The 22577-nt window shown below is 54.6% G+C and carries 17 protein-coding genes and 1 other annotated feature; of the genes, 11 read left to right on the top strand and 6 right to left on the bottom strand.

Annotated elements, in window-relative coordinates:
* Positions 1 to 485 precede the first annotated feature (485 nt).
* Both acrB and acrA read right to left on the bottom strand, forming a co-directional pair.
* Positions 486 to 3635 (bottom strand): multidrug efflux RND transporter permease subunit AcrB, encoded by a 3150-nt coding sequence (gene acrB, locus O3S68_RS11630; protein ID WP_020456808.1) that lies wholly within the window; start codon positions 3633 to 3635, stop codon positions 486 to 488.
* A gap of 22 nt (positions 3636 to 3657) precedes the next feature.
* Positions 3658 to 4851 (bottom strand): multidrug efflux RND transporter periplasmic adaptor subunit AcrA, encoded by a 1194-nt coding sequence (acrA, locus tag O3S68_RS11625; protein ID WP_269231556.1) that lies wholly within the window; start codon positions 4849 to 4851, stop codon positions 3658 to 3660.
* A gap of 142 nt (positions 4852 to 4993) precedes the next feature.
* Here acrA and acrR point away from each other — a divergent pair, with 142 nt between their 5' ends.
* On the top strand, positions 4994 to 5647 hold the full coding sequence (gene acrR / locus O3S68_RS11620) for a multidrug efflux transporter transcriptional repressor AcrR (RefSeq protein ID WP_269231555.1): 654 nt from the start codon (positions 4994 to 4996) through the stop codon (positions 5645 to 5647).
* A 127-nt stretch (positions 5648 to 5774) separates the two neighbouring features.
* A complete protein-coding gene (gene mscK / locus O3S68_RS11615; protein ID WP_160271061.1) occupies positions 5775 to 9131 on the top strand; it encodes a mechanosensitive channel MscK in 3357 nt (1118 codons plus the stop codon).
* Positions 9132 to 9145: 14 nt separating this feature from the next.
* Here mscK and rsmS read toward each other — a convergent pair whose 3' ends face one another.
* Together rsmS and priC are read right to left on the bottom strand one after the other, a co-directional pair.
* Positions 9146 to 9301: a pleiotropic regulatory protein RsmS gene (gene rsmS / locus O3S68_RS11610; RefSeq protein WP_020456812.1), complete on the bottom strand. Its 156-nt coding sequence runs from the start codon at positions 9299 to 9301 to the stop codon at positions 9146 to 9148.
* A gap of 13 nt (positions 9302 to 9314) precedes the next feature.
* On the bottom strand, positions 9315 to 9842 hold the full coding sequence (gene priC / locus O3S68_RS11605) for a primosomal replication protein N'' (RefSeq protein ID WP_020456813.1): 528 nt from the start codon (positions 9840 to 9842) through the stop codon (positions 9315 to 9317).
* A 68-nt stretch (positions 9843 to 9910) separates the two neighbouring features.
* On the opposite strand from priC, the gene O3S68_RS11600 reads away from it, so the two are divergent.
* From O3S68_RS11600 to O3S68_RS11560, 9 genes are all read left to right on the top strand, one after another.
* A complete protein-coding gene (locus O3S68_RS11600) occupies positions 9911 to 10288 on the top strand; it encodes a DUF454 family protein (protein WP_160271059.1) in 378 nt (125 codons plus the stop codon).
* 153 nt (positions 10289 to 10441) lie between these two features.
* Positions 10442 to 10993, top strand: a complete 552-nt coding sequence (apt, locus tag O3S68_RS11595; protein WP_017459999.1) for an adenine phosphoribosyltransferase — start codon at positions 10442 to 10444, stop codon at positions 10991 to 10993.
* Between the two features lie 121 nt (positions 10994 to 11114).
* Positions 11115 to 13052: a DNA polymerase III subunit gamma/tau gene (dnaX, locus tag O3S68_RS11590; RefSeq protein WP_160271058.1), complete on the top strand. Its 1938-nt coding sequence runs from the start codon at positions 11115 to 11117 to the stop codon at positions 13050 to 13052.
* Positions 12385 to 12449, top strand: a sequence feature (DnaX frameshifting element). (Overlaps the previous gene by 65 nt.)
* An 81-nt stretch (positions 13053 to 13133) precedes the next feature.
* On the top strand, positions 13134 to 13463 hold the full coding sequence (locus O3S68_RS11585) for a YbaB/EbfC family nucleoid-associated protein (protein ID WP_007373594.1): 330 nt from the start codon (positions 13134 to 13136) through the stop codon (positions 13461 to 13463).
* Positions 13463 to 14068: a recombination mediator RecR gene (gene recR / locus O3S68_RS11580; protein ID WP_269231554.1), complete on the top strand. Its 606-nt coding sequence runs from the start codon at positions 13463 to 13465 to the stop codon at positions 14066 to 14068. The genes O3S68_RS11585 and recR overlap by 1 nt, the downstream gene beginning before the upstream one ends.
* A gap of 108 nt (positions 14069 to 14176) precedes the next feature.
* Positions 14177 to 16051, top strand: coding sequence for a molecular chaperone HtpG (gene htpG / locus O3S68_RS11575; RefSeq protein ID WP_269231553.1), 1875 nt, complete (start codon positions 14177 to 14179; stop codon positions 16049 to 16051).
* A gap of 235 nt (positions 16052 to 16286) precedes the next feature.
* Positions 16287 to 16931, top strand: a complete 645-nt coding sequence (gene adk / locus O3S68_RS11570; RefSeq protein WP_020456817.1) for an adenylate kinase — start codon at positions 16287 to 16289, stop codon at positions 16929 to 16931.
* A 124-nt stretch (positions 16932 to 17055) separates the two neighbouring features.
* Positions 17056 to 18018, top strand: a complete 963-nt coding sequence (gene hemH / locus O3S68_RS11565) for a ferrochelatase (RefSeq protein ID WP_020456818.1) — start codon at positions 17056 to 17058, stop codon at positions 18016 to 18018.
* A 63-nt stretch (positions 18019 to 18081) separates the two neighbouring features.
* Positions 18082 to 19386: an inosine/guanosine kinase gene (locus O3S68_RS11560; RefSeq protein WP_269231686.1), complete on the top strand. Its 1305-nt coding sequence runs from the start codon at positions 18082 to 18084 to the stop codon at positions 19384 to 19386.
* Positions 19387 to 19464: 78 nt separating this feature from the next.
* Here O3S68_RS11560 and ybaL read toward each other — a convergent pair whose 3' ends face one another.
* Entirely contained in the window at positions 19465 to 21141 is a 1677-nt protein-coding gene (gene ybaL / locus O3S68_RS11555; protein WP_020456820.1) for a YbaL family putative K(+) efflux transporter, read from the bottom strand.
* A 229-nt stretch (positions 21142 to 21370) separates the two neighbouring features.
* Positions 21371 to 22570: an MFS transporter gene (locus tag O3S68_RS11550; protein ID WP_269231552.1), complete on the bottom strand. Its 1200-nt coding sequence runs from the start codon at positions 22568 to 22570 to the stop codon at positions 21371 to 21373.
* Between the last annotated feature and the right edge of the window lie 7 nt (positions 22571 to 22577).

Here is a 22577-nt window from a genome sequence, read left to right as displayed (position 1 = left end):
CTGTTTCAGGATGGGAAACTTCTGCTCTGACCAGAGACACAGGCTGCTTTATGATGTTGATATAACTATAAGCTAGTCTGAATAGGATTTCATGGTGCCATCATGAAAAATTACAAATAATATGTTTTTCTGCCCAAAATGGACGAAATAGCAATCGACTCAATGGAGATAAAATGTCGCGGATATGCGTTTTATTGTTCGCGCATCCTTACGATTCATTAAGTTAGCGCAATTGAGATTATTCCTCAAATGGGAATATTTTTATACCAGGATTTTTCTGACTTAATCTGATTGTACCAGCTAATTAAGAGTATTACCTGGCGATCAAAGTTTTATCCCAAATACACAGTAATTATATGCCTTATATTTGCAGCATAAAATAAACAAACAGACAATAAATGCTTTTAATGGCTGTTTATGGACGAATGCGTTGATGTGAAAAAGGCCGCTAAGCGCGGCCTTTTCTAATATAGAGACTGAGAAACTTACTGCTGCTCAACCTTGTGGCTATGTTCGATATCTTCGCTGCGGCGGCTAAAGCGGCGGCGGACCACCACAAAGAACACCGGAACAAAGAAGATAGCCAGTACGGTTGCGGTGATCATGCCGCCCATTACGCCGGTACCTACGGCGTTCTGCGCACCAGAACCTGCACCGGAGCTGATAACCAACGGCAGTACCCCGAGGATAAACGCCAGAGACGTCATCAGAATCGGGCGCAAACGCATACGTACTGCTTCGAGCGTCGCTTCTATCAGCCCTTTACCCTCTTTATCCATCAGATCCTTGGCGAATTCGACGATAAGTATCGCGTTCTTCGCCGACAAGCCAATGGTTGTCAGCAGGCCTACCTGGAAGTACACGTCATTGGTCAGGCCACGGAAAGTCGCCGCCAGCAATGCGCCAACTACCCCCAGTGGCACCACCAGCATGACCGAGAACGGAATCGACCAGCTCTCATACAATGCCGCCAGACAGAGGAAGACCACAATCAGCGAAATGGCGTACAGCGCTGGCGCCTGGTTACCGGAGAGACGTTCCTGGTAGGACATCCCCGTCCAGTCATAGCCGATGCCTGTAGGCAACTTGCTGGCCAGTTCTTCCATCATTGCCATTGCTTCACCGGTACTTTTACCCGGAGCCGCCTGGCCAAGAAGTTCCATTGACGGTAAACCGTTGTAACGTTCCAGACGCGGTGAACCATATTCCCAGTGCGTGGTGGAGAAGGCCGAGAACGGCACCATCTGACCATCGGTTGCACGGACGTACCAGTTACCGATGTCGCTTGGCAACATGCGGTATTTCGCCTGCGACATCACGTACACTTTCTTCACACGACCACGGTCGATGAAGTCGTTAACGTAGCTCCCACCCCATGCTGCTCCCAGCGTGGTGTTGATATCGCTAATTGAGACGCCCAGCGCCTGCGCTTTTTCCTGATCGATATCGATCTTGAATTGCGGTGTATCTTCAAGTCCGTTAGGACGCACACCGACCAGCAGATCCGGATGCTGCGCGATTTCACCAAACAACTGGTTACGTGCCTGCGTTAACTTCTCATGACCGAGGTTGGCCTGATCGATTAACTGGAAGTCAAAGCCGGTAGCCGTACCCAGCTCGACAATCGCTGGCAGGTTAAAGGCGAAGACCATCGCATCTTTAATCGAGGCAAAGTGCGCACTGGCACGGCCCGCAATGGCCGGAACCTTGTTCGCTTCACCTGGGCGTTCATCCCAGTTTTTCAGCGAAACGAATGCCAGACCGGTGTTCTGACCGCGACCGGAGAAGCCGAAACCGTTAACGGTAAAGACGGAGTTAACGTTGTCTTTCTCGTTTTCCAGATAATACTTCGTCACTTCATCCAGCACTTTCTGCGTGCGTTCTTGAGTCGCACCCGCAGGCAACTGAGCCATGGTCAAAAATACACCCTGGTCTTCATCCGGCAGGAACGAACTTGGCAGACGCACAAACAGCACCGCCATGCCCGCAACGATAATGATATAGAGCAGCAAATAACGACCGGTGCTGCGCAGGATGTTGCCCACGCTGTCGGTGTAGTGGTGCGTGCTCTTCTCGAACATGCGGTTGAACCAGCCGAAGAAGCCTTTTTTGCCTTCGCCGTGATCGCCTTTTGCGACCGGTTTCAGCATCGTGGCGCACAGCGCAGGCGTCAGGATCAACGCCACCAGTACAGAGAGCACCATCGCAGAAACGATAGTAATCGAGAACTGGCGATAGATAGCGCCGGTAGAACCACCAAAGAAGGCCATCGGGATAAATACGGCTGACAGAACCAGCGCAATACCGACCAGCGCGCCCTGAATCTGCTCCATCGAGCGGCGTGTCGCCTCTTTCGGCGGCAAGCCCTCTTCCATCATCACACGCTCGACGTTTTCCACCACCACGATGGCGTCGTCCACGAGCAGACCTATCGCCAGCACCATACCAAACATGGTAAGGGTGTTTATCGAGTAGCCAAACGCGGCGAGTATCGCGAAAGTACCGAGCAGCACCACCGGCACCGCGATGGTTGGGATAAGCGTTGCGCGGAAGTTCTGCAGGAACAAATACATCACCAGGAACACCAGCACGATCGCTTCAACCAGCGTTTTCACCACTTCGTTAATTGAGATCTTAACGAACGGGGTGGTGTCGTACGGGTAAACTACTTTCAGACCGTGCGGGAAGAACGGTTCCAGTTTGGCAATAGTCGCGCGTACTGCCTCGGCGGTATCCAGTGCGTTCGCGCCGGTTGCCAGTTTAATCCCCAGACCCGCTGCCGGTTGACCGTTGTAGCGGGCGATAACGTCGTAGCTTTCGCCGCCCAGTTCGATCTTCGCGACATCACGCAGACGAACCTGCGAGCCATCGCTGTTCACTTTCAGCAGGATTTTGCCAAACTCTTCGGTCGAGGTCAGACGGGTCTGCGCGATGATGGAGGCGTTCAACTGCTGCCCTTTCACCGGCGGTGTACCGCCTAACTGACCAGCCGCTACCTGGGCGTTCTGCGCTTTAATAGCCGTAATCACGTCAACCGGCGTCAGCTGGAAGTTATTGAGTTTGTTCGGATCCATCCAGATACGCATTGCATACTGCGCACCGAACAGCTGAACATCACCCACGCCCGCAGTACGGCTGACCGGATCTTTAATGGTCGCGCCCACATAGTCGGCGATATCTTCCTGCGTCATTGAGCCATCGGTGCTGATCATACCGAGAACCATCAGGAAGCTACTGGATGATTTCTCAACGCTAACACCTTGCTGTTGTACTTCCTGCGGTAACAACGGCATCGCCAGCTGCAGTTTGTTCTGCACCTGAACCTGCGCGATATCCGCATCAGTACCGGAATCGAAGGTGATAGTGATCTGCACCGTACCAGAGGAATCACTGGCAGAGGACATATACAGCAGGTTATCGATACCGTTCATGTTCTGTTCGATAACCTGCGTTACGGTATCCTGCACCGTTTTCGCATCAGCACCTGGGTAGGAAGCCGTGATCTGAATTGCCGGTGGCGCGATCGTCGGATACTGCGCTACCGGCAATTTGAGGATCGAAAGCGCCCCCGCCAGCATGATGATAATCGCGATAACCCACGCAAATATGGGGCGATCGATAAAAAACTTAGCCATGTCTTAACGGCTCCTGTTTAAGTTAAGACTTCGGTTTTTCTGACTGGCCGCCGGCCTGGGCTTGCTCTTTATTGTCAGAAGTCACTTCCTGCGCTTTCACCTGCGCGCCCGGTTTGACTTTTTGTAAGCCCGTAATGATCACGCGATCGCCGGTTTTCAGGCCATCCGTTACGAGCCATTTGTCGCCAATGGCCTGGGTCGCAGTGATATTACGGATTTCAACTTTGTCACCTTCGCCCACAACCATCACCGTTGCATCGCCGCGCGGTGTACGGGCAACGCCTTGCTGCGGAACCAGCATCGCGTTCGGGTTTACACCCTCTTCAAGCCTGGCGCGCACAAACATGCCCGGCAGCAGAGTGTGGTCAGGGTTCGGGAACACCGCACGCAGCGTGATAGAACCGGTGGTCTGGTCAACGGTCACACCGGAGAACTCCAGCGTACCAGTCTGCGAATACTCAATGCCGTCATTGGTGACCAGTTGCACTTTCGCTTTGCCGTTTTCCTGTTTCAGAGAACCATTGGCCATCTCTTGTTTCAGGCGCAGGAAGTCGTTGCTCGACTGGGTTACATCAACGTAGATCGGGTCAAGCTGCTGCACAGTAGTCAGCGCAGTCGTTTGCCCACTCTGCACTAACGCGCCTTCCGTTACGGTCGAGGTACCGGTGCGGCCGCTAATTGGCGAGGTCACTTTGGTGTAAGCCAGATTGATACGCGCGCTTTCAACCGCTGCTTTTGCGGCGACAACCGACGCATTAGCCTGCTGTGCATCCGCCTGCGCGGTGTCGTAATCCTGTTGGCTGATGTACTTGGTGCCGAGCAGCTTTTTATAACGATTCACGGTCATCTGCGCGATATTCGCCGCAGCTTGTGCCTTAGCAAGATCGCCTTTCGCGCTGTCGTAAGCAGCCTGATAAGTTGCCGGATCAATCTGATAGAGCGAGACACCAGCTTCAACGTCACTGCCTTCCGTGAAGTTGCGTTTTAAGATAATGCCGCTAACCTGCGGGCGGACTTCTGCGATGCGGTACGCACTGGTTCGGCCCGGCAGTTCTGTGGTGATTTGCAGAGGTTCAGTTTTGACCGTTACGACGCCAACTTCTGGCATCTGGCCGGCTCCCTGCTGCGCAGGTTTTTCGTCACATCCTGTAAGCGCTAAGCTGCCCGAAAGCATCAGAACGACCGCCAGAGGCGTTAACCCTCTGTTTTTGTTCATAAGTAAACCTCGAGTGTCCGATTTCAAATTGATCAATGGATCAATGGCCCAAAAACCCATTGCTGCGTTTATATTATGGTCGTGCTATGGTACAAACATTCACAAATGTATGTAAATCTGACTCCTGTAAATTCACCAACATATGGCACGAAAAACCAAACAACAGGCGCTGGAGACTCGTCAGCACATTCTTGATGTCGCCATGCGTCTATTTTCGCAGAATGGCGTTTCTGCAACTTCGTTGGCTGAAATTGCGCAGGCGGCAGGCGTGACTCGCGGCGCGATTTACTGGCACTTCAAAAACAAGTCGGATTTGTTTAGTGAAATATGGGAGCTATCAGAGTCCAGTATTAGCGATCTTGAGACTGAGTATCGGGCAAAATTCCCCGACGATCCACTCTCTGTATTAAGAGAAATATTGGTTTATATCCTTGAAGCAACAGTTGTTGAAGAACGGCGTCGCTTAATGATGGAGATCATTTTTCACAAATGTGAGTTTGTCGGCGAAATGGCGATTGTGCAAGAAGCGCAGCGGAATTTGTGCCTGGAAAGTTATGATCGAATCGAGCTTACACTCCGCGAATGTATGCAGGCAAAATTGCTGCCGGACAATTTACTCACCCGCCGCGTCGCAGTGCTTATACGTGCCTATATTTCAGGGATTATGGAAAACTGGCTCTTTGCCCCGCAATCTTTTGACCTCAAAAAAGAAGCGCGTGATTACGTTTCTGTCTTGCTTGAGATGTGCCAGCTCTGCCCGACGCTGCGCGCTGAGCCGCACGCGTTCAACGCATAACATTGCAAGCCGCCAGGATTTCTCCTGGAGGCTTCTCACTTCGCTAGGTTGTTGCATAACAGCGTGATATTCTTGCGCGCGTGGCTATTCCGGCCGCCTTCCCGAACAGAAAACGATCGCTCAAATTATGTTGCACAACTATCGCACGCGAAATACGTTCGCCGCTTTTGCCGCCGCATTGTTTCTTGTCTTTATTTGCCTTGCGAGTAATGTCGCCCGGGCGCAGACAACCAACGATTTGCCTTCCCGCACCGATGTGCAAAGCCAGCTTGATGCGCTGAATAAGCAAAAAGAGCACTCCGCGCAGGACAAACTGGTTATCCAGGATTTAACGGAGACGCTGGACACGCTCGACAAAATTGACCGGGTCAAGCAAGAAACCGCGCTGCTCAAGCAGAAAGTCGCACAAGCGCCAGACAAACTGCGCCAGGCAACGGATGCGCTCAACGCGCTTAACGATAAAGACAACGACGACGAGACGCGTAAAACCCTGGCCTCGCTCTCCCTGCGCCAGCTGGAATCCCGCGTGACACAACTGCTGGAAGATCTACAAACCGCGCAAAACGACTTATCCAATTACAACAGCCAACTGGTGTCATTACAGACTCAGCCGGAGCGTGTGCAGAATTCTATGTACTCCGCTTCGCAGCAGTTGCAGCAAATTCGCAACCGTCTGAACGGCACCGCAGCGGGCGAGGGCGCACTGCGTCCTTCGCAGCAAAACTTGTTGCTGGTACAGCAGGCATTGCTCAATGCGCAGATCGAGCAGCTGCGCAAAAGCCTGGAAGGTAACACGGTATTGCAAGACACGCTGCAAAAGCAGCGCGATTACGTTACGGCGAACAGTAACCGCCTTGAACACCAGCTCCAGTTATTGCAGGAAGCGGTAAACAGCAAGCGCCTGACGCTAACCGAAAAAACCGCGCAAGAAGCGGTCACCCCGGACGAAACGGCGCGTATCCAGGCGAACCCGCTGGTAAAACAAGAGCTGGATATTAACCATCAACTGAGCCAGAAATTGATTGCCGCAACAGAGAGCGGTAACGCGCTGGTGCAGCAGAATATCAAGGTGAAAAACTGGCTCGATCGTGCGTTGCAGTCTGAGCGCAATATAAAAGAACAGATTTCCGTATTGAAAGGCAGCTTGCTGTTGTCGCGTATTCTCTACCAGCAACAGCAGACCTTACCGTCGGCGGATGAACTGGAAGATATGACCAACCGCATTGCGGATCTGCGTCTTGAGCAGTTCGACATCAACCAGCAGCGTGATGCCCTGTTCCAGAGCGATAACTTTGTCGCCAAACTGGAAGAAGGGCATCAGACCGAGGTAAACGACGAAGTCCATGACGCGCTGTTGCAGGTGGTGGATATGCGCCGCGAACTGCTCGATCAACTGAACAAGCAGCTTGGCAACCAGCTCATGATGGCCATCAACTTGCAGGTGAATCAGCAGCAATTGATGAGCGTGTCGAAAAGCTTGCAGGAGATCCTGACCCAGCAAATCTTCTGGGTGAACAGCAATAAGCCGATGGACTGGGAGTGGTTCAAAGCTTTCCCGAAAGCGCTACGCGACCAGATTAAAAGCACCAAAATCACCGTTAACTGGGAAAAAGCCTGGCCAGCGGTGGCCATTGCTTTCCTGGCCGGTTTGCCATTATTACTGATTGCCGGGCTGATCCGCTGGCGTTTGCGCTGGCTGAAAAACTACCAGGCAAAACTTGCCGCCCAGGTCGGGCAATTGCGAAGCGACAGCCAGTTGCATACGCCGAAAGCGATCTTTATCGATCTGATTCGTGCCTTGCCAGTCTGTTTGCTAATCCTGGCAGTCGGTCTGATCCTGCTTACCATGCAGCTAAATATTAGCGAGCTGCTGTGGGCATTCAGTAAAAAACTGGCGCTGTTCTGGCTGGTATTTGGCCTGTGCTGGAAAGTGCTGGAAAAAGACGGCGTTGCGGTCAGTCATTTCAATATGCCCGCCCAGCTTACCAGCCACTGGCGTCGGCAGATTGTGCGTATCAGCCTGGCATTATTGCCGCTGCACTTCTGGTCGGTGGTATCAGAACTCTCCCCGCTGCATCTGATGGATGATGTGATCGGGCAGTTTGTCATTCTGGTCAACTTGCTGGTGATCACCGCGCTGGTATGGCCGATGTTCCGCGAAAGCTGGCGTGATAAAGAGTCGCACAGCATTCGTCTGGTGACGGTCACCGTGCTGGCGATTGTACCGATTGCCTTAATGGTGCTGACGGCGACAGGTTATTTCTACACCACGCTGCGCCTCTCGGGGCGCTGGATTGAAACGGTTTACCTGGTCATTATCTGGAACCTGCTTTACCAGACGGTGCTGCGAGGGTTAAGCGTAGCGGCACGCCGTATTGCGTATCGTCGTGCGCTGGCGCGTCGGCAGAATATGGTGAAAGAGGGCGCAGAAGGGGCTGAACCGCAAGAAGAACCGACCATTGCGCTGGAACAGGTTAACCAGCAAACATTGCGTATCACGATGTTGGTGATGGTCGCGCTGTTTGGCGTGGTGTTCTGGGCGATTTGGTCTGATTTGATCACCGTTTTCGCCTATCTCGACAGCATCACCCTGTGGCATTACAACGGCACTGAAGCTGGTGCGGCGGTGACGAAAAGCGTGACGCTTGGCAGCTTGCTGTTTGCGGTGATTGTCTTTGTGGTGGCATGGGCGCTAATCCGCAACTTACCGGGCTTACTTGAAGTGCTAATCCTCTCGCGGCTGAATATGCGCCAGGGCTCGTCTTATGCCGTCACTACTATCCTTAATTACGTCATTATTGCCGTTGGCGCATTAACCGTGTTCGGCTCGCTTGGCGTCTCGTGGGATAAACTGCAATGGCTGGCAGCCGCGTTGTCGGTTGGTCTGGGGTTCGGCTTACAGGAAATTTTCGGTAACTTTGTTTCCGGCCTGATTATTCTGTTTGAACGCCCGGTGCGCATAGGCGATACGGTAACAATTGGTACTTTCTCCGGTACGGTCAGCAAAATCCGTATCCGTGCCACTACTATTACCGATTTTGACCGCAAAGAGGTCATCATCCCGAACAAAGCGTTCGTCACCGAACGTCTGATTAACTGGTCATTGTCCGATACCATTACCCGCGTGGTGATCCGCATTGGCGTGGCCTATGGTTCAGATCTCGACAAGGTGAAAAAAGTGTTGTTGAAAGCGGCGATGGAGCATCCAAAAGTGATGCACGATCCGGAACCGTCCGTCTTCTTCACTACTTTTGGCGCCAGTACGCTGGATCACGAGTTGCGTCTGTATGTGCGTGAACTGCGCGATCGCAGCTATACGGTGGATGAGCTCAACCGCACCATCGATAAACTGTGTCGCGAGAATAATATTGATATCGCCTTCAATCAGCTGGAAGTGCACCTGCGTAATGGTAAAGGTGAAGAGCTGACCGAAGTGAAGCGTGAGCTAAAAGGTGATGATCCGACACCGTCGGTCGGGCAGTAAAAATATGGCCCCTCTTACGGAAGAGGGGCAGCCAGTTGTTTATTTTCAAAATCTTTTTTAACAATCTCCAGCGCCTTGAGCACCAGCTCAGGCGCAATATCGTGCTGCTCCAGCAACATAATCAAATCCACCGCCAGCTTGACCTCATCCGGGGCATTTTCCAGTGACATTCTCTCTCCTGGGTTAACGGGTTAAGCGCGTCAGCACGCCTTCGATCTTCTCCAGCGCATGGCGGCAACGGGTGAGCCTGCCGGCAAACGCTTCAACTTCCTTCTGCAACTGTTGCTGTTCAACAAGCGTAGTGACCGAGCGCAAACGCTGTTCGCGTTCTTGTTTCATTGCCAGCAGCCGACGCTCATACTCCTGATGCTTCAGGCGTCTGCGCTGCCAGCGTGCGATGCCCGGCGATGCGTGATCCCACTCGCGTAACGACCAGACGGCGCTTTCACGCGTCAACGCCGCGATTTGCGCGGTCAAATGCTCCGCCAGCCAGACCACTTGTTCTACCCGCCCATGTTCAACCGCGTGGCGTAACGCCGCCATATTCGCTGTACTTTCATCAAGATAAGATTGCATCCGCGTACTGCGGGTTTGAAAAAGATGCCTGTCAAAACGGGCGCTAACCGTGGCGTGATGCGCCAGCGGTGCGACCTGCTGGCGTAGCGTCGCGAGTTGTTGTTCCAGCCTCTGTAAAAGCACGGCGCTTTTCACGCGTCTTCCCCCTGTAAATCATCCTGACTGTGCTACATTAGCCGCTCATCCTGATAACGATTCGCATTATGCAACGCACTATTTTAATCATCATAGGCTGGTTGGCGGTAGCCCTTGGTACGCTCGGCGTGGTGTTGCCGCTGCTCCCAACCACTCCTTTTATATTGCTGGCGGCATGGTGCTTCGCCCGCTCTTCGCCGCGTTTTCACCAGTGGTTACTCTACCGTTCCTGGTTTGGCGGCTATCTGCGCCACTGGCAGCAGTACCGTGCGATGCCGCCGGGCGCGAAGCCGCGTGCGATTGCGGTCATCCTGGTTACGTTCGCCATTTCATTATATTTCGTGAACATGCTATGGGTTCGAATTCTGTTACTGGTCATTCTGTCCTGTCTGCTTTTCTTTATGTGGCGCATCCCGGTGATTGACGCAAAGCAACAAAAACCATAAAGCGCAGCGAAGGCAGTTGCAATTGTGGCGGACTGCCAGTAAATTCGAGCGTTTTCGAGCACGGGTGCGGCTGATTAAATGTTAATCAGTGGTTACATCAAGCCTTCAACGCGCGTACCGTGAGTAATACCGTTTCTATCAGGCAAAAAATCCATGACAGCGACTGCGCAGCAGCTTGAATTTCTTAAAAACAGCATCAAAAGCATTCAGGATTACCCGAAACCGGGCATCCTGTTCCGTGATGTCACCAGTTTGCTGGAAGACCCGAAAGCGTACGCTCTCAGCATTGAACTGCTGGTTGAACGTTATAAAAACGCCGGGATCACCAAAGTTGTCGGTACCGAAGCGCGCGGTTTCCTGTTTGGCGCGCCGGTCGCGCTCGGTCTGGGCGTCGGTTTTGTACCGGTGCGTAAACCGCGTAAACTGCCGCGCGAAACCATCGCCGAAAGCTATGAGCTGGAGTACGGCACCGATCAGTTAGAGATCCACGTTGATGCGATCCAGCCAGGCGATAAAGTGCTGGTGGTGGACGATCTGCTGGCAACCGGCGGCACCATTGAGGCGACGGTAAAACTGATTCGCCGTCTGGGTGGTGAAGTAACCGACGCCGCATTTATCATTAATCTGTTCGACCTCGGCGGCGAACAGCGCCTGCAAAAACAGGGCATTACCAGCTACAGCCTGGTGCCGTTCCCGGGCCATTAATCGCGCTGTTTACGCCAATTACCTCCATTCCTCATGCCTGAGGGATGGAGTGTATTCACAGCCTGGCTGTGTTAGCATTATCCCTTCGTAAATCCACCTTCCAGCGTTTCAGAGCCTGCCAATGAGTTATCAGGTCTTAGCCCGAAAATGGCGACCACAAACTTTTGCTGACGTCGTCGGCCAGGAGCATGTGCTGACCGCACTGGCGAACGGCTTATCCTCAGGACGCATCCATCATGCGTATCTGTTTTCTGGCACCCGTGGTGTCGGAAAAACCTCTATTGCCCGCTTGCTGGCGAAGGGGCTTAACTGCGAAACCGGCATTACCGCCACACCGTGCGGCGTCTGTGATAACTGCCGCGAAATCGAGCAGGGCCGCTTTGTTGATTTAATCGAGATTGACGCCGCCTCGCGCACCAAAGTGGAAGACACGCGCGATCTGCTGGACAACGTGCAGTACGCACCGGCGCGTGGGCGTTTCAAAGTTTATCTCATCGATGAAGTGCATATGCTCTCGCGTCACAGCTTTAACGCGCTGTTAAAGACGCTGGAAGAGCCGCCCGAACATGTCAAATTCCTGCTGGCGACCACCGACCCGCAAAAACTGCCGGTGACCATTCTCTCTCGTTGCCTGCAGTTCCATCTTAAAGCGCTGGATGTCGACCAGATCCGTAACCAGCTCGAACATATTCTCGACGACGAGAAGATCGAGCACGAACCCCGCGCGCTGCAACTGCTGGCGCGCGCCGCTGACGGCAGCCTGCGTGATGCGCTGAGTCTGACTGACCAGGCGATAGCCAGCGGCAACGGCCAGCTTTCCGCCGACGTGGTCAGTTCCATGCTCGGCACGCTCAATGACGACCAGGCGCTTTCGCTGGTTGAAGCGATCGTCGCCGCCAACGGCGAACGCGCAATGGCGCTGGTGAACGATGCGGCCTCGCGCGGCGTTGAGTGGGATGCCTTGCTGCTGGAAATGCAAACGTTACTGCACCGCATCGCGATGGTTCAGCTAACACCTTCGGCGCTTGGCAGCGATATGGCGCCGGTTGAACACCGTCTGCGTGAGCTGGCCCGTACGGTACCGCCTGCCGATGTGCAGCTCTATTACCAGACGTTGCTGATTGGCCGCAAAGAGCTGCCGTTTGCGCCGGACAGGCGTATGGGCGTCGAGATGACGCTGCTGCGGGCGCTGGCTTTCCACCCGCGGATGCCGCTGGCCGCGCCGGAAGCAACACAACACTCTTTTGCTCCCGTGGCACCCACGGCGGTAGTCGCGCCGCAGCAGGTTGCTGTCGCACCGCAAATGCCTTCGCAGATGCCGCCGCCGCAAGATGTACCGATGCCCGACGCGACCAGCCAGGTGCTGGCGGCGCGCAGACAACTGCAACGCGCGCAGGGAGCCGACAAAGCAAAAAAGAGTGAACCGGCAGCCGCAACCCGCGCGCGGCCGGTGAGTAACGCCGCGCTGGAACGACTGGCTTCGGTGACCGAGCGCGTGCAATCGCGTCCGGCTCCGTCGGCGCTCGAACAGGCTCCGGCCAAAAAAGAAGCCTATCGCTGGAAAGCGACAACGGTCGTGGAAACGGTAAAAGAAGTTGTCGCCACGCCAAAAGCGTTGAAAAAAGCGCTCGAGCATGAAAAAACGCCCGAGCTGGCGAAAAAACTGGCGGAAGAAGCGATAGAACGCGACGCCTGGGCGAAAGAAGTCAGCCAGCTTAAATTGCCGAAACTGGTCGAGCAGGTTGCGCTGAACGCCTGGAAAGAGCAGGACGGCGAACGGATATGCCTGCATTTGCGTAGTTCTCAGCGCCATCTAAACTCGCAGGGCGCGTTGAAAACGCTGGGCGAGGCGCTGAGTGAATTACATGGCGCGGCGGTTGAACTGACTATCATTGAAGATGATAATCCGGCAGTGCGTACGCCGCTGGAGTGGCGCCAGGCAATCTATGAGGAAAAACTTGCGCAGGCGCGCGAGTCGATCATTGCGGATAGCAACATCCAGACGCTGCAACGCTTTTTCGATGCGGATCTGGACGAAGAGAGTATCCGCCCCCTTTGACGGGCAGCTGCGGCTACCCGTTTTCAACCCTGAATGTGACTTATCACTCTGGTTAGTCACCACAGCTAAAGAGAGAAGCCTATGTTTGGAAAAGGCGGTCTGGGTAACCTGATGAAGCAGGCCCAGCAGATGCAAGAAAAAATGCAGAAAATGCAGGAAGAGATCGCGCAGCTGGAAGTGACCGGCGAATCGGGCGCGGGTCTGGTGAAAGTGACCATCAACGGCGCGCATAACTGCCGTCGCGTGGAGATCGATCCGAGCCTGCTCGAAGACGACAAAGAGATGCTGGAAGATCTGGTTGCCGCTGCTTTTAACGATGCCGCTCGCCGCATTGACGAAACGCAGAAAGAGAAAATGGCCTCCGTCTCTTCCGGTATGTCGCTGCCGCCAGGCTTTAAGATGCCGTTCTGATGCAGACCAGCCCGCTGTTAACGCAGCTTATGGAAGCACTGCGCTGCCTGCCGGGCGTTGGCCCGAAGTCGGCGCAGCGTATGGCGTTTACGCTGTTGCAGCGCGATCGCAGCGGCGGCATGCGGCTGGCACAGGCGCTCACTCGGGCAATGTCGGAAATCGGCCACTGCGCCGATTGCCGCACATTCACCGAGCAGGAAGTCTGCAACATTTGCAGCAACCCGCGCCGCCAGGAAAACGGTCAAATCTGTGTGGTGGAAAGCCCGGCAGATATCTACGCCATTGAGCAGACCGGGCAGTTCTCTGGTCGCTACTTTGTGCTGATGGGGCATCTGTCACCGCTCGACGGTATCGGCCCGGACGACATTGGCCTTGACCGGCTGGAGCAGCGTCTGGCGTCCGAGAAAATCCAGGAGCTGATCCTCGCCACCAACCCGACGGTAGAAGGTGAAGCGACCGCTAACTATATTGCTGAGCTTTGCGTGCAGTATGGTGTGGAAGCCAGCCGTATCGCCCACGGCGTGCCGGTGGGCGGCGAACTGGAAATGGTTGACGGGACGACGCTGTCGCACTCGCTGGCCGGCCGCCACAAGATTCGTTTTTAACCAAACGGAGGCAGAAATTTTTGCCTCCGCTTGAAAATTCCCGCCAATATCCCCACTTCTCCCTCAACGCATTTTTACCTTGTAAATGGCATTGTTGAGGTTTTCCCAATGAAAGGACAAGAAACTCGCGGTTTTCAGTCTGAAGTGAAACAGCTTCTGCACTTGATGATCCATTCTCTTTATTCGAACAAAGAAATCTTCCTGCGTGAGCTTATCTCCAACGCCTCGGATGCGGCGGACAAACTGCGTTTCCGCGCGCTGTCCAAACCGGAACTGTACGAAGGCGATGGCGATCTGCACGTGCGCGTCTCCTTCGATAAAGAGAACCGTACGCTGACCATTGCCGATAACGGCATTGGTATGACGCGCGATGAAGTGATCGACCACCTGGGGACGATTGCAAAATCGGGTACCAAGGCGTTTCTGGAATCCATGGGTTCCGATCAGGCGAAAGACAGCCAGCTGATTGGTCAGTTCGGCGTCGGTTTCTATTCGGCATTTATCGTTGCCGATAAAGTGACCGTGCGCACCCGCGCGGCGGGTGAAAGCGCTGAAAACGGCGTGTTCTGGGAATCCGAAGGTGCGGGTGAATACACCGTTGCCGATATCACCAAAGCCGATCGCGGTACCGAAATCACGCTGCACCTGCGCGAAGGGGAAGACGACTTCCTCAACGACTGGCGCGTACGCTCGATCATCAGCAAGTATTCCGACCATATTGCGCTGCCGGTAGAGATCGAAAAACAGGAAGAGAAAGACGGCGAAACCGTGGTTTCCTGGGAGAAGATCAACAAAGCGCAGGCCCTGTGGACGCGTAACAAAGCGGAAATCAAAGACGAGGAATACAACGAGTTCTACAAACATATCTCCCACGACTTTACCGATCCGCTGATCTGGAGCCACAACCGTGTGGAAGGTAAACAGGAGTACACCAGCCTGCTTTACATTCCGTCGCAGGCGCCGTGGGATATGTGGAACCGCGATCATAAACACGGCCTGAAACTCTATGTTCAGCGCGTGTTTATCATGGACGAAGCCGAGCAGTTCATGCCGAACTACCTGCGCTTTGTGCGTGGCCTGGTCGATTCCAACGACCTGCCGCTCAACGTTTCCCGTGAAATCTTACAAGACAGCAGCGTGACGCGCAGCCTGCGCACCGCGCTGACCAAACGCGTACTGCAAATGCTGGAAAAACTGGCGAAAGATGACGCGGAAAAATACCAGACCTTCTGGCAACAGTTTGGCCTGGTGCTGAAAGAGGGCACGGGCGAAGATCACGCGAACCTGGAAACTATCGCCAAACTGCTGCGCTTTGCCTCCACGCACAACGACTCTTCCGCACAAACTGTGTCACTGGAAGAGTATGTGTCGCGCATGAAAGAAGGGCAGGAAAAAATCTACTTCATCACCGCCGACAGCTACGCCGCGGCGAAGAGCAGCCCGCATCTGGAGCTGCTGCGTAAGAAAGGCATCGAAGTGCTGCTGCTTTCCGATCGCATCGACGAGTGGATGATGAGCTACCTGACCGAGTTCGACGGCAAGCCGTTCCAGTCTGTTGCCAAAGCCGACGCTTCGCTGGATAAACTGGCAGACGAAGTGGATGAAAGCGCAAAAGAAGCCGAGAAAGCGCTGGAACCGTTCGTTGAGCGCGTGAAAACGCTGCTGGGCGATCGTGTGAAAGAAGTGCGCCTGACTCACCGTCTGATCGATACGCCAGCCGTGGTAGTGACCGATGCCGACGAAATGAGCACCCAGATGGCGAAACTGTTCGCCGCGGCGGGCCAGAATGCGCCGGAAGTGAAGTACATTTTCGAACTCAACCCGGATCACGCCCTAGTGAAACGCGCGGCTGACACGCAGGACGAAACCCAGTTTAAAGAATGGGTCGAGTTACTGCTGGATCAGGCGCTGTTTGCTGAACGCGGTACGCTGGAAGATCCGAACCAGTTTATTCGCCGCATGAACCAGTTACTGGTTTCATAAGCCGCGTTTGAGCTGATACCGATAAGGGGCCGTTGGCCCCTTTTTTTATTTCTCAGTGGGCTTATTTGCGCCGGGTTGATGTTACCGGGCACTTTTCCGTTTATGCCTTGCGCATGATAAGAAAACGTATCATTAACCGTTTCAGCCGATCCCGCTTCCTTGAGCGTGGGTCGTTCTGGTGGTATCTTTTAGCGCTTTTTGAAAAATTGAACCAACATTTGAGGGGATTTTCGCAATGCGTATTATTCTGCTTGGCGCTCCGGGCGCGGGTAAAGGAACTCAGGCTCAGTTCATCATGGAGAAATACGGTATTCCGCAAATCTCTACCGGTGACATGCTGCGCGCCGCTGTTAAATCTGGCAGCGAACTGGGCAAACAGGCAAAAGACATCATGGACGCGGGCAAGCTGGTCACTGACGAGCTGGTTATCGCGCTGGTGAAAGAGCGTATTGCCCAGGAAGATTGCCGCAATGGTTTCCTGCTGGACGGTTTCCCGCGCACTATTCCGCAAGCGGACGCGATGAAAGAAGCCGGCATCAACGTTGATTTCGTTCTTGAGTTCGATGTGCCGGACGAGCTGATCGTCGATCGCATTATCGGTCGCCGTGTACACGCTGCTTCCGGTCGCGTTTACCACATCAAATTCAACCCGCCGAAAGTGGAAGGCAAAGATGACGTGACCGGCGAAGAGCTGACCACGCGTAAAGACGATCAGGAAGAGACCGTGCGTAAACGCCTGGTGGAATACCATCAGATGACCGCGCCGCTGATCGGCTACTACCAGAAAGAAGCGCAGGCGGGTAACACGCGCTATGCGAAAGTCGACGGCACCAAAGCCGTTGCTGATGTACGCGCAGAGCTGGAAAAAATCCTCGGCTAAACGCGCCCGCTCACCCGGAGTCTCCGGGTGAGAATTTTTCTCATCTTACCTATCGCAGCAATGGGTTCCGTTTAACCGCTTTTACGCTACAATTACCAACCATTCAAAAGGTTAAGAGGCGTGAATGAGTCAGGCGAAAACCGGCATCCTGCTTGCCAATCTGGGCACTCCCGATGCCCCGACCCCCGAAGCGGTGAAACGCTATCTGCGGCAATTCTTGAGTGACAGACGTGTGGTAGATACGCCGCGTTTATTGTGGTGGCCGCTACTGCGCGGTGTGATCCTGCCCATTCGTTCTCCCCGCGTCGCCAAACTCTATCAATCTGTCTGGATGGAAGAGGGCTCACCGCTGATGGTTTACAGCCGCAGGCAGCAGCGGGCCTTGGCAGCGCGCTTGCCTGACGTGCCGGTCGTGCTTGGGATGAGTTACGGTTCGCCGTCGCTGGAAAGCGCGGTCGATGAGTTGCTGGCGCAAGGGGTCGAGCATATTGTGGTGCTGTCGCTCTATCCGCAATACTCCTGTTCTACGGTTGCCGCCGTGTGGGACGAGCTGGCGCGCATTCTGGCGAAAAAGCGCCATATTCCGGGCGTCTCCTTTATTCGCGACTACGCCGACAATGCGGATTACATCGCTGCGCTCGCCAATAGCGTGCGTGCCTCGTTTGCGCAGCATGGCGAGCCGGATTTATTGCTGCTCTCTTACCACGGCATTCCCCAGCGTTATGCAGCAGAAGGGGATGATTACCCGCAGCGCTGTCGCGATACGACACGCGAGCTGGTTTCTGCGCTCGACTTACCGCCGGAAAAAGTGATGATGACGTTCCAGTCACGCTTTGGTCGCGAACCGTGGTTAACGCCATACACAGATGAAACTCTGAAAATGCTCGGCGAAAAAGGTGTGAAGCATATTCAGGTGATGTCCCCGGGTTTTGCAGCCGACTGCCTGGAAACGCTGGAAGAGATCGCCGTGCAAAACCGCGAATTCTTCCTGGAAGCCGGTGGCGAAAAATATGAGTACATTCCGGCGCTTAATGATTCTCCTGAACATATCGAGATGATGGTCAATCTGACGGCCAAATATCGCTGATCGCAGCGCGGGCTGAGAGTGTGTTAACATTCCCGGCCCGAATGTATGGCGCTAATTACAATCATGAAATTTCCCGGTAAACGTAAATCCAAGCATTATTTCCCCGTTAACGCCCGCGACCCGCTGTTACAACAAATTCAGCCCGAGAGCGAATCCGGTACGTGTTGGGTTGTCGGTATCGACCAGACGCTGGTGGATATCGAGGCGAAAGTGGATGATGCGTTTATTACCCGTTACGGCCTCAGTGCCGGTCATTCGCTGGTGATCGCCGACGATGTCGCGGAAGCGCTCTATCAGGAACTGGTCAGGAACGATTTGATCACGCACCAGTTCGCGGGGGGCACCATCGGCAATACCATGCATAATTACTCTGTGCTGGCGGATGACCGCTCGGTGCTGCTTGGTGTTATGTGCGACAACGTGAAAATCGGCAGTTATGCCTACCGCTACCTATGTAACACCTCCAGCCGTACCGATCTCAACTATCTGCAAGGCGTCGATGGCGCCATTGGTCGTTGTTTCACGCTGATTAGCGACAGCGGCGAGCGCACCTTTGCTATCAGCCCTGGCCATATGAACCAGTTGCGCCCGGAGAGCATCCCGGAAGCGGTGATCGCCGGAGCGTCTGCGCTGGTGCTCTCCTCTTACCTGGTGCGCTGTAATCCCGGTGAACCGATGCCGGAAGCCACCATGCAGGCGGTGGCTTACGCCAAAAAGCATAACGTGCCGGTGGTGCTGACGCTCGGCACCAAATATGTGATTGCCGATAACCCGCAGTGGTGGCGTGATTTCCTTAAAGAGAATGTCTCGATTCTGGCGATGAATGAAGAGGAAGGCCACGCGCTGACCGGCGAAAGCGATCCGCTGCTGGCGGCCGATAAAGCGCTGGACTGGGTTGATCTCGTCCTGTGTACCGCAGGCCCAGTTGGTCTGTATATGGCCGGTTTCACCGAAGACGAAGCGAAGCGCAAAACCCAGCATCCCTTGCTGCCGGGCGCGATTGCCGAATTTAACCAGTACGAGTTCAGCCGTGCGCTGCGCCACAAAGATTGTGAACATCCGCTGCGCATTTACTCGCACATTGCGCCGTATATGGGCGGGCCGGAAAAAATCATGAATACCAACGGCGCGGGCGATGGCGCACTCGCGGCGTTGCTGCATGACATCACCGCCAACAACTACCACCGCACCAACGTGCCGAACTCCAGCAAGCACAAATTCAACTGGCTGACGTACTCTTCGCTGGCACAGGTGTGCAAATACGCCAATCGCGTCAGTTACCAGGTGCTGAACCAGCACTCGCCGCGTTCAACGCGCGGTCTGCCGGAACGCGAAGACAGCCTCGAAGAGGCATACTGGGAACGTTAATGTGATTGCCCGACGAAGCCGGGCAGACACGAGGATGAGACAAAGCCGGAGCAGCGTAAGCACTCCGGCTTTTTTGGATTAACCCGTTACGGCTTCTTCAGCCGGCGGTTTTTCCAGCAATGTCAGCATGGTGTTGGCGATTTCGCGCTCGCCCATGACCACCTGATTCGCGCCACGTTCGGTGATGTAATCCACTTCATCGTCGTAGTGCGCACGAGCGATAATTTCAATGTGCGGGCACTTCTCACGCGCGGTGGCGACAATCTCCCCGGCTTCGTAACCATTTGGAATGGTCAGCAGCAACCAGCGGGCGCAATCGAGATGCGCCAGGTTCATGATCTCTTCGTTAGCGGCATTGCCCAGCACCGCGCGGATGCCACGCTCACGCAGTTCATCCACGCGGGTACGTGAAGTTTCAATCACCACCAGCGGAATGCCTTGTGCCATCAGTTTTTCACCCAGCAGGCTGCCGACGCGGCCAAAACCTACCAGCAACGCGTGGTTGCAGATATCGACCGGGATCTGTTTCTCTTCTTCGATAGCCTCTTCCAGCGTTTGCTCTTCCAGCGTCTCGGTTTTGTCGAGGTACTTTTCCAGCAGTGTGAACAGCACCGGGTTGAGCATAATCGACAGGATAGCGCCCGCCAGCACCAGATTTTGCCCGGCCTGCGGCAGCAGGTTCAGCGACATGCCGAGGCCCGCCAGAATAAAGGCGAACTCACCGATCTGCGCAAGGCTTGCGGCGATGGTCAGCGCGGTGCGCGGCGAGTGGCCAAACATGCGCACCAGCAGGAACGCGGCGACAGATTTACCAAAGATGATGATCGCCAGCGTAGCGAGCACCGCCAGTGGTTGCTCAATGAGCACCAGCGGATCAAACAGCATACCGACGGAGACAAAGAACAGCACCGCAAACGCGTCGCGCAGCGGCAGCGTATCGTGCGCCGCACGGTGGCTCAGCTCGGATTCGTTGAGCACCATTCCGGCGAAGAACGCGCCCAGCGCAAACGAAACATCAAACAGCTCCACCGCGCCAAAAGCGATACCGAGCGCCAGTGCCAGCACGGAGAGCGTAAACAGCTCGCGTGAGCCGGTCGCCGCGCTGCGCGCCATGATCCACGGCACCAGACGGCGGCCAACCAGCATCATGATGGCGATAAAGGCCACCACTTTGCCGATGGTGATGCCCATATCCACCGCCAGCGATGCCAGCCCGACATTGCCTTTTTCCACCATTCCGGCGACGGCAGGCAGCAACACCAGTGTTAGCACCATCACCAGATCTTCTACAATCAGCCAGCCGATAGCGATTTGCCCTCGCTGGCTGTCGATAAGCTGCCGCTCCTCAAGCGCGCGCAGCAGCACCACGGTACTGGCGGTGGAGAGACAGAGCCCAAAGACGATGCCGGTCATCAGTGACCAATCCAGCATTGCGGAAAGCGCCATACCCAGTAGCGTCGCAACAGCAATCTGCGCGATCGCACCGGGAATGGCGATGGACTTTACCGCCATCAGATCCTTCAACGAGAAATGCAGCCCGACGCCGAACATCAACAAAATCACGCCCAGCTCCGCAAGCTCCGGCGCGAGTTGGGTATCGGCGACAAAGCCCGGCGTAAACGGCCCGGACAATACACCCGCTATCAGGTAGCCCACCAGTGGAGAAATACGCAGTTTATTGGCAAGCATGCCGAGGATAAAAGCGAGCACAAGGCCGCCGACAATGGTGGTGATAAGCGGTGTGGCGTGATGCATTCCGTCTCCTTTCGTTGGTGCGTGGATCCCGCGGTTAAAAACCGACAACTGCGTTACAGTTTATGACAGTTTTCGCCACTATGTTTATGAATAATTGTTGAATTATGAAGAAAATGGCAATTTAGCTGAAAAAAGATAGCCTGTAGGGTATCCGTAACAGAAATCATGCGCCAGGCGCGGGCAGGCAAGAGAAAGCAGCGGCCAAAGTATGACTTTGGCCGTGAGGAAATCAGTGTTGCGGGCGGTTATCGGGCAGGAATATGGTCAGGATGCCGAGTAAAGGCAGGAAAGCACATATTTTATAGACCAATTCGATGCTGGTATGATCGGCAACCAGCCCTAATACTGCTGCGCCAAGGCCGCCCATCCCGAAGGCAAAACCAAAAAACAGCCCGGAAACCATGCCGATACGGCCTGGTAATAGCTCCTGAGCATAAACCAGAATGGCTGAAAACGCTGAGGCGAGCACAAAACCAATAATCACCGTTAAAATCCCGGTCCAGAAGAGGGTTGCGTAGGGTAAAAGCAGGGTAAATGGCGCGACGCCGAGGATAGAGCCCCAAATCACATATTTTCTGCCAATCTTATCACCCACAGGCCCGCCAATAACCGTGCCTGCCGCCACCGCAAACAGGAAGATAAACAGATGCATCTGGGCGTTTTGCACCGACAAATCAAATTTTTGCATTAAATAAAAGGTGAAATAGCTGCTAATGCTCGCCATATAGAAGTATTTCGAGAAAATGAGGATCAGCAGCACGCAAACCGCCAGCACCACTTTGTTGCGCGGCAGTGGATTGATTACTGAAACGGGTTTTTTACCTTTATTCACCCGGTGCTGCGCGGCATACCAGCGGCTTACCTGCATCAGCACAATAATCGCCAGCAGGGCCGCCAGCACAAACCAGGCAACATTGCCTTTGCCGTAAGGCGCAATGATCACTGCCGCCAGCAATGGCCCAAGCGAGGCACCAAAGTTGCCGCCGACCTGAAAGATGGATTGCGCCAGCCCGTGACGCCCGCCAGACGCCATGCGCGCCACGCGCGACGATTCCGGGTGGAACACTGATGAACCCGTTCCTACCAGCGCAGCAGCAACCAGCACCGTGGTAAAACTTCCCGCCAGCGCCAGCAGCACCAGACCGCTTAAGGTGAAACACATGCCGATGGGCAGCGACCACGGCATTGGGTGTTTATCAGTCAAATAGCCAACCACCGGCTGCAGCAGCGAGGAAGCGACCTGGAAGGTCAGCGTGATAAAACCGATCTGTACAAACGACAATGCAAAGTCGGCCTGCAACAGCGGATAAATCGCCAGCAGCAGGGATTGGATCATATCGTTAAGCAGATGCGAGAGGCTGATAGCGGCAAGAATACCGAACGAGGTGCGCGCAGCAGGCGGTGTCTGCGACGTTTCACTGATTGCCATAAATACC

It is taken from the genome of Kosakonia sp. SOY2, from assembly GCF_027109175.1.
Lineage (GTDB): Bacteria > Pseudomonadota > Gammaproteobacteria > Enterobacterales > Enterobacteriaceae > Kosakonia.
The sequence above is the reverse complement of the archived record's forward strand: the minus strand, read 5'-3'. Positions and strand labels throughout refer to the sequence as shown.

Bases quoted from the DNA above. Each gene is read 5' to 3' on its own strand.
- acrB (WP_020456808.1), bottom strand. From the start codon at position 3,635: ATGGCTAAGTTTTTTATCGATCGCCCCATATTTGCGTGGGTTATCGCG.
- acrA (WP_269231556.1), bottom strand. From the start codon at position 4,851: ATGAACAAAAACAGAGGGTTAACGCCTCTGGCGGTCGTTCTGATGCTT.
- acrR (WP_269231555.1), top strand. From the start codon at position 4,994: ATGGCACGAAAAACCAAACAACAGGCGCTGGAGACTCGTCAGCACATT.
- mscK (WP_160271061.1), top strand. From the start codon at position 5,775: ATGTTGCACAACTATCGCACGCGAAATACGTTCGCCGCTTTTGCCGCC.
- rsmS (WP_020456812.1), bottom strand. From the start codon at position 9,301: ATGTCACTGGAAAATGCCCCGGATGAGGTCAAGCTGGCGGTGGATTTG.
- O3S68_RS11600 (WP_160271059.1), top strand. From the start codon at position 9,911: ATGCAACGCACTATTTTAATCATCATAGGCTGGTTGGCGGTAGCCCTT.
- apt (WP_017459999.1), top strand. From the start codon at position 10,442: ATGACAGCGACTGCGCAGCAGCTTGAATTTCTTAAAAACAGCATCAAA.
- dnaX (WP_160271058.1), top strand. From the start codon at position 11,115: ATGAGTTATCAGGTCTTAGCCCGAAAATGGCGACCACAAACTTTTGCT.
- O3S68_RS11585 (WP_007373594.1), top strand. From the start codon at position 13,134: ATGTTTGGAAAAGGCGGTCTGGGTAACCTGATGAAGCAGGCCCAGCAG.
- recR (WP_269231554.1), top strand. From the start codon at position 13,463: ATGCAGACCAGCCCGCTGTTAACGCAGCTTATGGAAGCACTGCGCTGC.
- htpG (WP_269231553.1), top strand. From the start codon at position 14,177: ATGAAAGGACAAGAAACTCGCGGTTTTCAGTCTGAAGTGAAACAGCTT.
- adk (WP_020456817.1), top strand. From the start codon at position 16,287: ATGCGTATTATTCTGCTTGGCGCTCCGGGCGCGGGTAAAGGAACTCAG.
- hemH (WP_020456818.1), top strand. From the start codon at position 17,056: ATGAGTCAGGCGAAAACCGGCATCCTGCTTGCCAATCTGGGCACTCCC.
- O3S68_RS11560 (WP_269231686.1), top strand. From the start codon at position 18,082: ATGAAATTTCCCGGTAAACGTAAATCCAAGCATTATTTCCCCGTTAAC.
- ybaL (WP_020456820.1), bottom strand. From the start codon at position 21,141: ATGCATCACGCCACACCGCTTATCACCACCATTGTCGGCGGCCTTGTG.
- O3S68_RS11550 (WP_269231552.1), bottom strand. From the start codon at position 22,570: ATGGCAATCAGTGAAACGTCGCAGACACCGCCTGCTGCGCGCACCTCG.